Consider the following 15852-nt stretch of genomic DNA (forward strand, 5'->3'; position numbering starts at 1 on the left):
GTAGGGTGGGTTAGCGCAGCGTAACCCACCACCTTTTCTCGTGTGGCACCGAAAGTGGTGGGTTACGCTGAGCAGATGCGCTTTGCGCATCTGCAGGGCTAACCCACGCTACGGCAGCGGCGGTCAATCCTTCGGACGCAGCTTCTCGACCTCGGCATCGCTGGGCAGATAGTCCGAGCCCTTCTTGTAGACGGAGTCGACCATCACGCCCTTGCCGTCCTTCAGCGCGGTCTTGCCGACGAAGGCACCAAGCGTCGACTGATGGTCGATCTTGCGGAAAGTGATCTCGCCGAATGGCGACGGCATGGAGATCCCCTCCGCCGCGGCGATCAGCTTCTCCGGATCGCTCGAGCCCGCCTTCGCCAGGATCGCGGCGGCCGCCTTGATGGTCTGGTAGCCAACGATCGAGCCGAGGCGGGGATAGTCGTTGTACTTGGCCTGGTACGCCTTCAGGAACGCGTCATGCTCGGGCGTCTTGATCGAGTACCAGGGGTAACCGGTGACGATCCAACCCTCGGGCGTCTCGTCCTTCAGCGGATCGAGATATTCCGGCTCGCCGGTCAGGAACGAAACAACCTCGCGCCCCTTGAACAGGCCGCGGGTGTTGCCCTCGCGCACGAGCTTGACGAGGTCGGCACCGAAGGTGACGTTGAGGATCGCTTCGGGATTGGCGGCGGCAACAGCCTGCACCACGGGACCTGCGTCGATCTTGCCCTGCGGCGGCCACTGCTCGTCGACCCACTGGATGTCAGGGCGCTTCTCCGACATCAGCTTCTTGAACACCGCGACCGCCGACTGGCCGTACTCATAGTTCGGCGCGATCGTCGCCCAGCGCTTGGCCGGCAGCTTTGCGGCTGCTTCCACCAGCATCGCCGCCTGCATGTAGTTGGAGGGACGCAGGCGGAAGGTGTACTTGTTACCCTTCGACCAGGTCACGGCATCCGTCAGCGGCTCGGCCGCGAGGAAAAACACCTTCTTCTGGTTGGCGAAGTCGCTGACGGCAAGGCCGATGTTCGACAGGAACGTACCCGTCAGCATCGCGACACCTTCGCTGGACACCAGCTCATTCGCCGCGGTCTGCGCGTCCGCCGGCTTGCCGCCGTCGTCCTTGGAGATCACAACCAGCTTCTTGCCGTTGATGCCGCCGGCCGCGTTGATCTCTTCGACCGCGAGCTGCCAGCCCTTGCGATAGGGTTCGGTGAACGCCGGCAGCAGCGAATAGCTGTTGATCTCGCCGATCTTGATGTCCTGCGCCAGGGCCGAATGCGCCATGCCGCCTGCCAGAAGCGCGAAGGCCGCGCCGACGATGTAATTTCTTGCTCGCATCCCAACCTCCAGTTTTTGAGTTCTATGTCTCGATCACAATCTTGCCGGAGAAGCTGTGCCCGCATCTCCGGATCATGCCCTATCTCAGACCGTCCTCGCCCTTGACTTCTGCGACCGTGAGCCCGCCGACGCGCGGCAGCGGACGGCCGCTGTCGGTGACGGCGACCGCGACCATGATCTCGTTGGCGCGTGGCGCATCGTTGATCTGCACCTCCATGCCGTCGAAATGGCTGCGCACGAACGCGGCATCCTTGTGCCCAAGCGGGATGTCGAGCGTCGTGCCCGGGCCGCTGCGCTTCTTCGACGACGGGATCAGCGCCGCGCCCTTGCTCAGCACTTTCCGCACCGGCGCGCCCATCTTGGGATGGAGGATCGCGGCGGCATGCTCCAGCTCGCCGTTCTCGCCGACGGCGGCGGCCTTGCCATAGCTCTGCGCCTTCGCGCCATCGATGCCGAGCGCCGCCACCGCGCGCTTCGACAGCAGTTCGCCGAGCTCCTCGCCGATCGCGATCAGCGGCGAGAGATCCTCGACATATTGTCCGGCAAAGGGATTTTCGATGACGGCGATCGCAGCCGCGCGCCGGGTCGGCGGCGAGACCTGGCGGCCCATCTCCATCTGCGTCTCTTCGACGACGGTGACGATCTTGCGGATGATCGCGCTCATGTTTCGCTTCCCTGTTCAGGCAACCGCGTTCTCCAGCACAAGCGGGCGCGATCGTCGCTCTTCTATATCCTTGGGTCCGATGACAAGCATATCACCACAAAGCTGCAAGACGGCCCCCTCGATCAATCCGCGATCGAATAATTGCCGTGCACATTCCGCGCCACATTCGAGCGCGGCCGCGATCTCGCTCTGCGACAATTCACCGACGCCGCGAGTCACGAGGCGCTCGCCGAGATCGCTGTCGGGCTGCAGCTCGTTTGCGGGCGCCCGGATGATGGCGGGATGCCCGGGCAGATCGACAGCGTTGGCTATGACCGTCGCAGCCGCATCGGCCCGCGACGCCGTTGGCGCCAGCACCGTCACGGCGTCGGCAATGCCGAGCGAAAAGCTGCGGCCATGACGCCCGCTGGTCGCGATGCCCCGCACGGGGTCATCCGCATCCACCCTCATCGTCCGCATCACGCCGTTGCGATCGGGTCGGTCCATTAGGCCGACCGAGAAATGCTCGCCCTTGCCGAGATGGAGCGCGATGTCGCCGCCATTATTGACATAAGCCTGATCCAGCAATGTCACGTCGAGCATGGCGCCCAGGATCTCCTCCGCCACGCTCCCGGCAACAGCCGCCATCGGCGTGATGAAGCAATCGGAGGCATAGGATGCGACCGCGGCGTACATCCGGCGCGCCACCACGCCCTTCAACGAAGTCCGCTTCCCGGCGGCCGTCCGCAGCTCCGGCAATTCGGCGCAGAGTTCGTCGAGCAGCCCGGTTAAGCGGCGCGCAGCCGCCTCATACGCTGCACGCACATCGTCCGTGCGCCCTCGCGCCTCAACGACCAGATCAATCGGTCCATCCTGCAAATGCAGCCGCCGGCCATCAGACAGCAATGCGATTTGCGGGAACCTTGTCATGCCCGAGGCCCCGGGATCGGGTTCTGCCATGGCAGCTGGCGAACATCGTCGCCGTTCTGCACCTCTGAGAGCGGCTTCACGTAATCCATGTGCCCGCCGAGCGCGGCATAGTCGGACAGCTTCATCGTGAACTCGATCGGCGCAACCAGCGCCGGCGTCGGCACGTAGCCGAACGCGCCCGCCGGCATCTGCGTCACGTCGACCATGTAGGTGATGCCGCCGCCCGGCCAGACATAGACCGGCGCGCCGCCGCTGGTGACGCGCGTCAGCGCATCCTTCACCGAGCGCGTCAGCCGCACCGGGTTGTCGGTGACGCCGGCGCGCAGTGAGCCACCGGCTCCGGCCATGAACAGCACCGTGCACAGCGCCGGCTCGCAATTCTCCTGGATGCGCTCGACCGAGAATTTCAGGTCGTCGGGCATCTCGGTCTCGACCGGCTTCAGGGCCTCGTCGAGCACGTAATAAGACGAATGCTCGCCGGTCGTGGAGACCATCAGCATCGAGAGACCCGGCTTTGCTTCCTTGGCATCGAACGGCCCGAGGATCGCCAGCGGATCGGAGATGTCAGTGCCGCCCCACCCCGTGCCGGGATCGGCGACCTGGAAATAACGGCCGGGCGTCGAGCGGCGGCCCTTCATCTTGATGCCGGTGTCGGCGATGTCGAGCAGCTTGCCGGCCTGATGCTCCGAGAGCACGCCGGTGATGTGATCATCGACCACGACGACCTCGTCGACCTTGCCGTGCCACTGCTTGGCGAACATGCCGATCGTCGCCGAGCCGCAGCCGACCCGCATGCGCTCTTCCTTCATGCCGTTGACGATCGGCGGTTGGCCGGCCTGGACGATGACGCTCGCGCCGCCGTCGATGGTCAGCTCGACCGCCTTGCAATTGGCGAGATCCATCAGCGTGTCGCAGGTGACGCGCCCCTCCTTCTTGGAGCCGCCGGTGAGATGATGCACGCCGCCCAGCGACAGCATCTGCGAGCCGTATTCGCTGGTGGTGACGTGGCCGACGGCCTCGCCCTGCGCACGGACCGTGGCGGTCTCCGGCCCAAGATAGCGATCGGTGTCGATCTTCACCTTGATGCCGCAATAGGAGAAGATGCCTTCGGTGACGACAGTCACCATGTCGACGCCGTCGACCTCCGCGGAGACGATGAAGGGCGCCGGCTTGTAGTCGGGATAGGTCGTGCCTGCGCCGATCGCTGTCACGAAAGTCGAAGGTTCATGGACGATCTTGCCGTCCCAATCTTCGGTGCGGCTGAACGGGACCAGCTTGCCGCCATGCGAGACCGTGCGCTCCAGGATCACGTGCGGATCGACGCGGACGAGCTTGCCGTCGTGGTTGGCGTAGCGATCGCAGGCCCCCGCCGCGCCCGGCTTGATGTAGCACATCACCGGACACGCATCGCAGCGGATCTTGTCGATAGCAGCGCTCGTCGTTTCCATCACCATGTCAGAGCCAGCGAGACCGCGGTTATCATTCGTATACGAACGATGGTGCGCGCGCCCCGGATGGCTGTCAAGCGGCGGTGCAGCGCAAAAGATGCGGCTGCTGCATAAAACCTCATTTGCCTATCCGCTCTGTCCACAAAGAAGGCAGTCGCGCTGCAGTGCGGCATGCATGGCTTGCACGTTTGTGTACAAACGGTATCGTCGCGACGTAGATTTTCGCCATGACTTGGCCGAGCGCTTGGAAACGAGGATGACGCAGACACCGATCCGCCTCACCGTGAACGGCAGGATCCACGAGGTCGCTGCAGCGCCGGAGACGCCGCTGCTCTACGTGCTGCGCAACGATCTCGCGCTCAACGGCCCGAAATATGGTTGCGGCCTCGGCGAATGCGGCACCTGTACTGTCCTGATCGACGGGGCCGCGGCCCGCTCCTGCGTGATTCCCGTCAGTGGCTGCGCCGGCCGCGACATCGTGACGCTCGAAGGGCTCGGCACGCGCGACAAGCCTGACCTCGTGCAGCAGGCCTTCGTCGACGAGCAGGCCGCACAATGCGGCTACTGCCTCAACGGCATGATCATGACCACCAAGGCGCTGCTCGCGATCAACCCGCGGCCGACGGAGCAGGAGGCGCTGGCGGCGCTACGCTACAATCTCTGCCGCTGCGGCACGCATGTTGAAATCCTGCGCGCCGTGATGCGCGCTTCCGGCCAGCTCACCGAGGCCGTTGATTGATGGCCTCCCCTGCCCCTGATGGAGCTGAGCGCCAATCCGGCTCGCTCGTCGTCGCGCGCACCGTGGACGAACTCACATCCGAGACTTTCATCCGCATCACCGCGGATGGATCGGTCAGCGCCTATAACGGCCATGTCGATCTCGGCACCGGCATCCGCACCGCGCTCGGCCAGATCGTCGCCGAGGAGCTCGATGTGTCCTTTGCGCGCGTCGTCGTGGTGCTCGGCGACACTGCGGTGGTGCCGAACCAGGGCGCGACGATCGCGAGCGAAACCATCCAGATCACCGCCGTGCCCCTGCGCAAGGCCGCGGCGCAAGCACGCCACTTCCTGATCGCGCGCGCGGCCGAGCGGCTGGAGCTGCCGGCGGCGGATCTCAGAATCGAGGACGGTCTCGTGCGCGGCCGCGACAACCGCAGCATCAGCTATGGCGAATTGATCGGCGACGAGACGATCAGCCTCGAGCTTGCCGACGACGTCACCGTCAAGGCGGTCGGCGATTATGCCATCGTCGGCCAGTCGATGCCGCGCGTCGATCTTCCCGCCAAGGCCACGGGCGAGTTGACCTTCGTTCACGATATCCGCGTCCCCGGCATGCTGCACGGCCGCGTGGTGCGCCCGCCCTATGCCGGCGTCGATGCCGGTCCGTTCGTCGGCACCAGCCTGATCGCGGTCGATGAAGCGTCAGTACGCGACGTTCCCGGGCTTGTCGCCGTGGTGCGCATCGGCGACTTCGTCGGAATCGTCGCCGAGCGTGAGGAAAATGCGATCCGTGCGGCGGAGCAGCTCAAGGTGAGCTGGAAGCCGACGCCTGAGCTGACCGATCTCGCCGACGTCGAGACTGCGCTACGCGCCAATCCATCGACACCGCGCACGCTGATCGACAAGGGCGACGTCGATGCGGCCATTGCCGGCGCGTCCAAGCCGATGCAGCGCACTTACGTGTGGCCGTATCAGATGCACGCCTCGATCGGCCCGTCCTGCGCCGTCGCGGATTTTCAGGACGACAACATCAGGGTCTGGTCGGGCACGCAAAATCCGCACGTGCTGCGCAGCGACCTCGCGCTGCTGATCGAGCGTCCCGAGAGCGAGATCGAGGTGATCCGGCTGGAGGCGGCCGGCTGCTACGGCCGCAACTGCGCCGACGACGTCACCGCCGACGCGCTGCTCCTCTCGCGCGCGGTCGGCCGCCCCGTGAGGGTTCAGTTGACGCGCGAGCAGGAGCACGCCTGGGAGCCCAAGGGCACCGCGCAGCTCATCGACGTCAATGGCGGTCTGGATGCGGACGGCGGTATCGCGGCATATGATCTCGCCACGCGTTATCCCTCGAATGCCGCACCGACTCTGGCGCTGCTGCTGACGGGTCGGATCTCGCCCGAACCTGCCGTGCTGCAGATGGGCGATCGCACCGCGATCCCGCCCTACGATTACGACCACATGCGCGTCGTCGCGCACGACATGCCGCCGATCGTGCGCGCCTCCTGGTTCCGCGGCGTCTCCGCGCTGCCGAACACCTTTGCGCACGAATCCTACATCGACGAAGCCGCAACCGAGGCCGGCGTCGATCCGATCGAATACCGCCTGCGCTATCTGAAGGACCAGCGCGCCGTCGATCTCGTCAATGCGGTCGCCGAGCGCGCGGGCTGGACGCCCCGGCCGGTGCGCGAGGAGCAGGACGGGGAGATCGTGCACGGGCGCGGCTTTGCCTATGCGCTCTACGTCCACAGCAAGTTTCCCGGCTACGGCGCGGCGTGGTCGGCATGGATCGCTGATGTCGCGGTGAACAAATCGACCGGCGATGTCAGCGTGACCCGCGTGGTTGCGGGACAGGATTCCGGATTGATGATCAATCCGAACGGCGTCCGCCACCAGATCCACGGCAACGTCATCCAGTCCACCAGCCGCGCGCTGATGGAAGAAGTCTCGTTCGAGCGCGGCGTCGTGGCCGCGCGGGAATGGGGCGCCTATCCGATCATCCCCTTCCCCGACGTGCCCAAGATCGACGTGCTGATGCTGCCGCGTCAGGACCAGCCGCCGCTCGGCGTCGGCGAGTCCGCCTCGGTGCCGAGCGCGGCGGCAATTGCGAACGCGATCTTCGATGCCACCGGTGTGCGCTTTCGCGAGCCGCCGTTTACGCCCGAACGCATTCTGAGGGGATTGCACGGTGAAACATCGCCCGTGCCGCAGGCCCTGCCCGCGCCCTCCGCGCCGCAGCCGTCGCGCATCTGGCAAAATCCCTTCGCCAAACGCGCCGGCATTGTCGCGACGATTGCCGCCGTCTGCACCGCCGCGATCGGCATTGGCGCGGCGCTTCTGCCGGGGCGCGCGATTGCCCCGATCGCCCGGCCCGACGCATCGGTCTATTCCGCGGCGACGATCGCGCGCGGAGAGCAGCTCGCGGCGCTCGGCAATTGCGCGGAGTGCCACACCGCGATCAATGGCGTGCTCAATGCCGGCGGCCGCGCCCTGGAGACGCCGTTCGGCACGATCTATACGACCAACATCACGCCCGACGTCGAGACCGGCATCGGCGCCTGGTCATACCCGGCGTTCGAGCGCGCGATGCGCGACGGGCTACACCGCGACGGGCGGCAGCTCTATCCCGCCTTTCCCTACACGCATTTTTCGAAAACCAGCGATGCCGACATGCAGGCGCTGTACGCGTACCTGATGGCGCAGCCTGCGGTGCGCGCAACAACACCCGCGAACACGCTCGCCTTCCCGTTCAATCTGCGCCCGTTGCTCGCGGGATGGAATGCGCTGTTTCACTCGGCGAACCCGTTCAGACCCGACCCCGCCAAATCCGAGCAATGGAATCGCGGCGCTTATCTGATCGAAAGTCTCGGCCATTGCAGCGCCTGCCATTCGCCGCGCAACGCTCTCGGCGCCGAGCAGCGCGGGGCATATCTTGCCGGCGGCTTTGCCGAGGGTTGGGAGGCGCCGCCGCTGACCTCGCTCTCGCATGCGCCGATCCCATGGAACGAGGACGAGCTATTCGCTTACTTGCGAACGGGATATTCGCGCTATCACGGCGTGGCCGCCGGCCCGATGGCGCCTGTTGTCAGGGATCTCAAGGCCCTGCCCGACCAGGACATCCGCGCGATGGCGGTCTATCTCAACTCGTTCAACGACACCGCGCCCGACGCGCCTGCGCTCGCGGTAAAACTCGAGAGCGCAACGCAAGTCACCGTCGCCTCGTCTACCGGCGCGCGGCTCTATCAGGGCGCCTGCGCCGTCTGCCACGAGGTCGGCGGCTTACCGCTGTTCGGCAGCCGGCCCTCGCTCGCGCTTAACAGCAATCTGCACAGCGCGACGTCGGACAATCTGGTGCAGGTGATCCTGCACGGCATCGCTGAGCCCGTGTCGAGCGACCTCGGCTACATGCCCGCGTTCCGGAACAGCATGAGCGACGTGCAAATCGAGGAGCTCGTCAGGTTCCTGCGCGGCCAGTTCGCGCCGGACAAGCCGGCGTGGACCGGCGTGCGCGAGACGATTGCGCGGGTGCGCAATTCAATCCACTAAGCGTGCTTCTTCACTTCCACCGGCGGCGTGCCGTGGGTGTGGAACGAATCGATCGTCTTCAGCCCCCACGCCTGGCCCTTTTTGCGCTCCTCCTCGGTCCACACGATCGGCTTCCAGTCCGGCGCGAGGATCAGGCGCGCGCCGGCATTGGCGACCTCGACGCGGTTGCCACCGGGCTCGTAGACGTAGAGGAAGAAGGTCTGCTGGATCGCGTGCTTGTGCGGGCCGGTCTCGATGTGGATGCCGTTCTCCAGGAAGATGTCGGCAGCGCGCAGAATTTCCTCGCGGCTGTCGAGCGCATAGGTGACGTGGTGGAAGCGGCCCGGCACGCCTGAATGGTCGAGCGAATAGGCGAAATCGTAGCTCTTGTTCGACATCGTCAGCCACATCGCCGCTTCCCGCCCGTCATTGAGCACGATCTGCTCGGTGAGGCGGCAGCCGAGGTAGTTCTCGAAGAACTCGCGGTTGGCCTTGATGTCGACGGCGAGGCAGTTGAGATGGTCGAGACGGCGGACATTGACGCCGCGCGCGGGAAAGCGCTGGGCCTGGTTCTTCAGCGCCGGCTTCAGCTCCGGCGGCGCCTGATACCATTCGGTCTCGTAATAGAGCTCGACGATGTGGCCGTCGGGGTCGCGGCAGCGGAAGGTCGGCCCCTGCCCCATGTCGCCGTCGATCCAGCCGATGTCGAAGCCGGAGCCCTTGAGCGCGGCCACGCGGCGCTCAAGCGCCTGCTGGCTGCGCGCGCGCAGCGCCATGTGCTCCATGCCTGAGGTCTTCGACGCCGTCAGCTTGAGCGAGTAGCGCTCGTAATCGTCCCAGCCGCGTAAGTACACCGACTCGCCCTTCTGGCCGCTGACGGTCATGCCCATGACGTCGACGAAGAATTTCAGACTTTCCTCGGGCTTGGGCGTCAGCAGCTCCATATGGCCGAGATGAGCAAGATCGAGGATCGGTTCGGGTTGCATGCTTTCCTCCAGGGCGCAGCTGGCGATCCGCAGACCGGATCGCGTCATCGGGCGCAAGGCTGCAACGCGCTTATGCCCGGAGGCGGTCACGCGGACCGCTATTTGTACCAATGTACAAATGATTAGGTCTCGTCAACAAATCAAACGTTGCCCGGATCGAATGGAGACGTCCCCCGAACGGTGGACTGACTGGCCGGATGGTAAAATGTTCCTTAATTGCTTCTCTCTCCAACGGGCTGAAATTGCGCCAATTTCCCGCCGTTTCCGCCCGCAAATATGCAATCGGAACAAACCTCACGGCCGAATTGTCGCGGATTTAACGAAGTGCCCGCGCCTGCCGCTTAACCGTTTGTCCAGCGACGGCCGCGCATAGTCCGAGCAAATCCCTTGCTCTTGCCAGGTTCATTCATCGTGACATCCTTTGGACGCGTGATTTCGGTTCGCGGATCGCTCGCCCGGGTCGGGCTGCTGGCAGAAAGCCAGATGCCGATCTCGGAAGTTCGGGCGACCGTCGGCCGCTTCGTCAGTATTCGCAGCGCCAGCTCGGTCATCGTCGCGATGATCACCGAGGTGTCCTGCGAGAACCTGTCGAACAGCGACAATTATATTGCGATTGCCTCGGTCGACCTGCTCGGCGAGATTCTCAACGCCAGCGACAAGCCGAAATTCCAGCGCGGTGTCACCAACTATCCGACGATCGGCGATGCCGTCGATCTGATTACCAGCCAGGAGCTGCGCACGATCTACGCGCCGACCGGCTCGGACCAGATCAATGTCGGCTTCCTCCAGCAGGACCGCTCGGTCGTCGCCTATGTCGATGTCGAGGAAATGCTGTCCAAGCACTTTGCGGTGCTGGGATCGACCGGCGTCGGCAAATCCACCGGCGTGTCGCTCCTGCTCAACGAGATCCTGAAGGCGCGCCCGAACCTGCGCATCTTCCTGCTGGACGTGCACAACGAATATGGCCGCTGCTTCGGCGACCGCGCGCTGGTGCTCAACCCGCGGAACCTGAAGCTGCCGTTCTGGCTGTTCAATTTCGAGGAAATCGTCGACGTGCTGTTCGGCGGCCGCGCCGGCGTGCCCGAGGAGCTCGACATCCTGGCCGAAGTGATCCCGCTGGCCAAGGGGGTCTACACCCAATACCAGAACGCCGACCGCATCGGCCTCAAGCGCATCGATCCCAAGCAGATCGGCTACACCGTCGACACCCCGGTGCCGTACCGCCTGGTCGACCTGATGTCGCTGATCGACGAGCGCATGGGCAAGCTCGAGAACCGCTCCTCGCGCATCATCTATCACAAGCTGATCTCGCGCATCGAAGCCGTGCGCAACGACCCGCGCTACGCCTTCATGTTCGACAACGCCAATGTCGGCGGCGACACCATGGCCGAGGTCATCAGTCATCTGTTCCGCCTGCCGGCGAACGGCAAGCCGATGACGGTGATGCAGCTCGCCGGCTTCCCCGCCGAGGTCATCGATTCCGTCGTCTCGGTGCTGTGCCGCATGGCCTTCGATTTCGGCCTGTGGAGCGACGGGGTCTCACCGCTGCTGTTCGTCTGCGAGGAAGCGCATCGCTACGCCTCCGCCGACCGCAACGTCGGCTTCGGGCCGACCCGCAAGGCGGTGTCGCGCATCGCCAAGGAAGGCCGCAAATACGGCGTCTATCTCGGTCTCATCACCCAGCGTCCGGCCGAGCTCGACGCCACCATCATCTCCCAGTGCAATACGCTGTTCACGATGCGTCTTGCCAACGAGCGCGACCAGGCGCTGCTGCGCGCCGCGGTGTCGGACGCCGCCGCGAACCTGCTCTCCTTCGTACCCTCGCTCGGCACGCGTGAAGTGCTGGCCTTCGGCGAAGGCGTCGCACTGCCGACCCGGTTGCGCTTCAAGGAGGTGCCACCGCACCAATTGCCGCGCGGCGAGGCTACCATCAGCAGCGTGCCTTCGGTCACCTCCGGCCACGACATGCATTTCGTCAGCGCCGTGCTCGAACGCTGGCGCGGCGCCACCTCGCAGCGTGACGTGCCGAACGACCCGGTGTTCTCGGCTCCACCCGCCAAGACGCTTTCCAACGTCGAAGCCCCGATGCTGCAGCCCTCGATGGGGCTCGATCCGGACCGCTTCTCGCTCCTGAAGAAGCCGCTGCGGTAAAGACTCTCGTGTCCCGGACGCGCTGCAGCGTGACACGCTGCTGCGCAGAGCCGGGACCCACGCCACAATCACGGCACTCTCGGAGGCATGGGCGCCGGCTCAGCAGCGCACCGCGTCGGACGATGCTTCGCATCTGCGCTGCGTCCGGGGTGCGAGACGCCTCTGGAGCCTCTCGCCCGCATCGACTATGGTCTCCGGCCGCAAGCCGGAATCCATGACCATGACACAGCCCGCGCAACGCTTTCCCGCTCCCGCTCTCGATACGCTGCCCGATGACATCCGCACGCGTCTTCTCGCGGTGCAGGAGAAGAGCGGCTTCGTGCCGAACGTGTTCCTGACGCTGGCCTACCGTCCCGACGAATTCCGCGCGTTCTTCGCCTATCACGACGCGCTGATGGAGAAGGACGGCGGCCTCACCAAGGCCGAGCGCGAGATGATCGTGGTCGCGACCTCGGCCGCCAACCAGTGCCAGTATTGCGTGATCGCCCACGGCGCGATCCTGCGCATCCGCGCCAAGAACCCGCTCATTGCCGACCAGGTCGCGGTGAACTACCGCAAGGCCGACATCACGCCGCGGCAAAAGGCGATGCTCGATTTTGCGATGAAGGTCTCGGCCGACGCGCAGCGGATCTGCGAGGACGATTTCGCCGCGCTCGCGCCGCACGGCTTCAGCGACGACGACGCCTGGGACATCGCCGCGATCTCCGCCTTCTTTGCGCTGTCGAACCGGCTGGCGAATTTCACTGGCATGCGCCCGAACGACGAGTTCTACCTGATGGGACGCGTGCCGAAGAAGTGACGGACAAGACATGACCGAGATGGACTGGCCCGAAATCCTGCTGCGCCTCGGCACCGCGACGCTCGCCGGCAGCGCGATTGGCCTGAACCGCGACCTGCACGGCAAGCCGATCGGGCTGAAGACGCTCGGCATCGTCGGGCTATCCACCGCAACCGTCGTGCTGCTCGCGGTCCAGTTCGCCGAGCCCGGCAAGATCACCGATGCGACGAGCCGCGTGATCCAGGGCATCCTGACCGGCATCGGCTTCCTCGGAGCCGGCGTCATCGTCCACGAGAGCGATCGTTTTCGCGTGCGCGGCCTGACCAGCGCGGCCTGCACCTTCCTCGCCGCCTGTCTCGGCATTGCGTGCGGCGCCGGGCAATGGAAAATCGTCCTGGTCGCATTGGCCTTCACTTTCGTGCTGCTCACGATTGGCCGCCGTGTCGAACGCTGGCTGCATCGCGCCCTCGGTGGCAAGGAAGATCCGCACCGGGCGGAGGCTTCGCCGAAGACGAGCCCCCAGGACAGCGGCTAGAATCGCAACCGCCGGCCCCAAAGCGGCTTCAGCAGTTCGAGCGCCGTGAGCACCAGCAATCCCGCGCCGAGCGTGACCATCAGATCGTCCAGGTGCAGGGGACCGAACCGGAACAGACTGGACGCCGGCGGCCAGAACAGGGCCGCAGCGAGAATGGACGCGATCGACAGGAATATCCAGAGCAAGGCCGGGTTCGGGCGGAAGAAGGCTGACACGAACGACGCGCTGAAGGACCGGTTGGCCAGCACCAGCGCGACGATGCAGACGACGAGCGCGATGAAGGCCAGCGTGCGCGCCTCGTCGGGCGGAATGCCAGAACGAAGCGCAACGACGAAGATCGCGGCGATCAGAACAAATGCAATGCCCCCCTGCAGGACGCTCCAGCCGACCAAGGCCCACGAGAACAGCACTGCATCAGCACGCCGCGGCGGGCGGCTCATGACATCGCGCTCCTCCCGCTCGGCTTCGAACACAAGCGAGCAGACGGGGTCGATGATCAGCTCCAGAAACGCGATGTGAACGGGACCGAGAATCACGGGAAGCCCGAACACCAGGGGAAGCAGGGCTAGCCCCGCGATCGGAACGTGCACGGCGAAAATGAAGGCCATCGCCTTGCGGAGATTGTCGTAGATCCGGCGCCCCAGCCGAATGGATGCGACGATCGAGCCAAAATCGTCGTCGAGCAGAACGATCGAGGATGCCTCGCGGGCGACATCGGTGCCGCGGCCACCCATCGCGATCCCGATATGCGCAGCCTTCAGCGACGGCGCGTCGTTGACGCCGTCGCCGGTCATCGCGACGATCTCGCCGTTGCGCTTCATCGCCTGAACGATCCGCAGCTTCTGCTCCGGCAGGACCCGCGCGAACACGTTCACGTTCCTGACGAGTGCCTCCAGCCCGCTCTCGTCCGCGAGCTTGATCTGCTCACCGGTCGCGACCTCGTTGACGTCGAGCCCGGCCTGCCCGGCGATCGCCATGGCGGTCGCCGGATAGTCGCCCGTGATCATGACGACGCGGATGCCGGCCGAACGACATTCGGCCACTGCCTCGGGGACGTGCGGACGAAGCGGATCGGCCAACCCGACCAGACCGAGGAAGCGAAAGGGGAAGCCCTCCTGCGAGCTCGGCAGGGCCTCGCCGTCGTACGCCGCGGCGGCAACGCCGAGCACGCGAAGACCGTCCTTCGCCATCGCCGCGACCGCATCCCGCATCGCGTCCTGGTCCGCACCGTCCAACTTGCAGAGGCGCGCGATCGCTTCGGGAGCCCCCTTGGCCGAGGCGAACACTCCCTGGGACGATTGCCAAACCTGGGTCATCGCCAGCAGCTCGGGGCGCAGGCCGTAGGTGCGGATCAAGGTCCAAGCACCCGGGATTTCATCATCCTCCGGCAGGCTCGCCTGCGCGAACACGTGCAGGGCCTTCTCCATCGGATCGAACGGTTCCGGCGAGCTCGCCAGAGCACTGCAACGCGCCAGCTCGAAAAACTCCGCTCCCACGGGCACCGCCTGCGAAGACACAAGGCGCATGCTCGTTCCGTCGCCCAGCCTCAGTTCCGCAACCGACATCCGGTTCTGCGTCAGCGTGCCGGTCTTGTCAGTGCACAGCACCGTGGCGGAGCCGAGCACCTCGATCGCGGCCGCGCGCCGCGTCAGCACGCGCGCCTTCGAGATGCGCCAGGCACCCATGGCCATGAACACCGTGAGGACGACGGCGAACTCCTCAGGCAGCATCGACATGCCGATCGCGATGCCTCCGAGCATCGCCTGCAGCCAATCCCCGCGCAACGTTCCATAAAGCAGGACAGCCGCCAGGCTGATCGCCGCGCCGCCGAGAAAGCAAAGCCGGACGAGCCGTGCGGTCTGCTGCTGCAGCCGCGGCGGCTCCTGTTGCAAGCCATGCAGCGACAGTCCGATCTTCCCGATCTCGCTGCGAGGGCCGGTGGCATCGACCTCGGCCAGGCCCTCGCCTCGCACGACCAGCGAGCCCGAATACACGAACGGCAGGTCATCGCCGCCCGGGCGATGGTCGGCCAAGGCGGCCTTTTCAGTCAAGGAAGCCTCGGCGACCGGCGTCTCGATGGCTTGCTTGCGGACCGGAACCGATTCTCCGGTCAGCAGGGACTCGTCAACCGCCAGATCGTGCGCACTGACGAGCACCGCATCCGCCGGAATCCGATCGCCTTCGGCCAGGACGAGGAGATCGCCGCGGACGACGTCCCGGCCCGCGATGCGCCGGCGCTCCCCGTCCCTGACCACGAGCGCTCGCGGACTGGTCAGCTCTCGCAACGCCTCCAGCACGCGCTCGGTGCGGGTTTCCTGCACGATCGTGATCACGACGGAGATGGCGCCGAATGCCAGGAGAAGCATCGCCTCGCGGAGGTCGCCGAGCAGCAGGTAGACCAGCCCGCCACATAGAAGGAGGGCGAGCATCGGCTCGCGCAGCACCTCGAGCACGATGCGCAGCGGCGTGCGCCGTTCGGGCCGAGGCAGCTCGTTGTAACCGTCCTGTTGCAGCCGAAGTTGGGCCTCGGTTTCGCTGAGCCCAACCGAACTTGCGCCTTCTTCCTTGCTCACGTCTTCCGCCGCATGCTCCAGAGACTTCCAGCCCCCACGACGGCTGTCACGAGCAGGACGGCGACGAAGGTCTGAATGATGGTGAAGTTCAGGGCATCACGCGCGACGAACAGCGCGGTGAGCGCGCCGGCGACGATGAAAACGATGCGAAAGATGAGGCTCATGGTCGTGTCTCCAAATCTGCATGACTTGGAGCCCGGACCCTCGGCGGGGCGCAACGATGCTTCTGCAACCATGCAGAGA

Annotated in this window: 12 protein-coding genes; 5 read left to right on the forward strand and 7 right to left on the reverse strand. The window is 65.4% G+C overall.

Translation table 11 applies throughout. The annotated features are described in order from the left end of the window. Positions 1 to 123: 123 nt before the first annotated feature. The 4 genes from AABA86_RS13350 to AABA86_RS13365 form a co-directional block, all read right to left on the reverse strand. A complete protein-coding gene (locus AABA86_RS13350) occupies positions 124 to 1326 on the reverse strand; it encodes an ABC transporter substrate-binding protein (protein WP_338307138.1) in 1203 nt (400 codons plus the stop codon). 79 nt (positions 1327 to 1405) lie between these two features. Next, positions 1406 to 1990, reverse strand: coding sequence for an amino acid synthesis family protein (locus AABA86_RS13355; protein WP_018320970.1), 585 nt, complete (start codon positions 1988 to 1990; stop codon positions 1406 to 1408). Positions 1991 to 2005: 15 nt separating this feature from the next. Then, complete coding sequence (locus AABA86_RS13360; protein WP_338307139.1) at positions 2006 to 2899, reverse strand: UPF0280 family protein; 894 nt, start codon at positions 2897 to 2899, stop codon at positions 2006 to 2008. After that, entirely contained in the window at positions 2896 to 4353 is a 1458-nt protein-coding gene (locus AABA86_RS13365) for a 6-hydroxynicotinate reductase (RefSeq protein ID WP_212246642.1), read from the reverse strand. Before AABA86_RS13365 ends, AABA86_RS13360 begins: the two co-directional genes overlap by 4 nt. Positions 4354 to 4603: 250 nt before the next feature. Between AABA86_RS13365 and AABA86_RS13370 the strand changes: the two genes are divergently transcribed. Further along, positions 4604 to 5086, forward strand: coding sequence for a (2Fe-2S)-binding protein (locus AABA86_RS13370; RefSeq protein WP_338307140.1), 483 nt, complete (start codon positions 4604 to 4606; stop codon positions 5084 to 5086). Beyond that, a complete protein-coding gene (locus AABA86_RS13375) occupies positions 5086 to 8607 on the forward strand; it encodes a molybdopterin cofactor-binding domain-containing protein (protein WP_338307141.1) in 3522 nt (1173 codons plus the stop codon). The genes AABA86_RS13370 and AABA86_RS13375 overlap by 1 nt, the downstream gene beginning before the upstream one ends. Here the strand turns inward: AABA86_RS13375 and AABA86_RS13380 are convergent. After that, on the reverse strand, positions 8604 to 9572 hold the full coding sequence (locus AABA86_RS13380) for a catechol 2,3-dioxygenase (RefSeq protein ID WP_338307142.1): 969 nt from the start codon (positions 9570 to 9572) through the stop codon (positions 8604 to 8606). The genes AABA86_RS13375 and AABA86_RS13380 overlap by 4 nt on opposite strands. Positions 9573 to 9983: 411 nt before the next feature. Here AABA86_RS13380 and AABA86_RS13385 point away from each other — a divergent pair, with 411 nt between their 5' ends. The 3 genes from AABA86_RS13385 to AABA86_RS13395 all read left to right on the forward strand — a co-directional run bounded on the left by AABA86_RS13385 (position 9984) and on the right by AABA86_RS13395 (position 13036). Further along, on the forward strand, positions 9984 to 11723 hold the full coding sequence (locus AABA86_RS13385; protein WP_212246660.1) for an ATP-binding protein: 1740 nt from the start codon (positions 9984 to 9986) through the stop codon (positions 11721 to 11723). A 220-nt stretch (positions 11724 to 11943) separates the two neighbouring features. Beyond that, positions 11944 to 12522: a peroxidase-related enzyme gene (locus AABA86_RS13390; RefSeq protein WP_338307143.1), complete on the forward strand. Its 579-nt coding sequence runs from the start codon at positions 11944 to 11946 to the stop codon at positions 12520 to 12522. A gap of 10 nt (positions 12523 to 12532) precedes the next feature. Next, entirely contained in the window at positions 12533 to 13036 is a 504-nt protein-coding gene (locus AABA86_RS13395) for an MgtC/SapB family protein (RefSeq protein WP_338307144.1), read from the forward strand. Here AABA86_RS13395 and AABA86_RS13400 read toward each other — a convergent pair. Then, positions 13033 to 15609 (reverse strand): cation-translocating P-type ATPase, encoded by a 2577-nt coding sequence (locus tag AABA86_RS13400; RefSeq protein ID WP_338307145.1) that lies wholly within the window; start codon positions 15607 to 15609, stop codon positions 13033 to 13035. The two genes, AABA86_RS13395 and AABA86_RS13400, sit on opposite strands and share 4 nt — an antisense overlap. Beyond that, positions 15606 to 15773 carry a hypothetical protein gene (locus AABA86_RS13405; RefSeq protein ID WP_212246668.1) on the reverse strand — a complete coding sequence of 56 codons (168 nt, stop codon included), beginning with the start codon at positions 15771 to 15773 and terminating at the stop codon, positions 15606 to 15608. The genes AABA86_RS13400 and AABA86_RS13405 overlap by 4 nt, the downstream gene beginning before the upstream one ends. Positions 15774 to 15852: the final 79 nt, after the last annotated feature.

The organism is Bradyrhizobium sp. TM233 (assembly GCF_036247965.1).
Classification (GTDB): domain Bacteria; phylum Pseudomonadota; class Alphaproteobacteria; order Rhizobiales; family Xanthobacteraceae; genus Bradyrhizobium; species Bradyrhizobium ottawaense.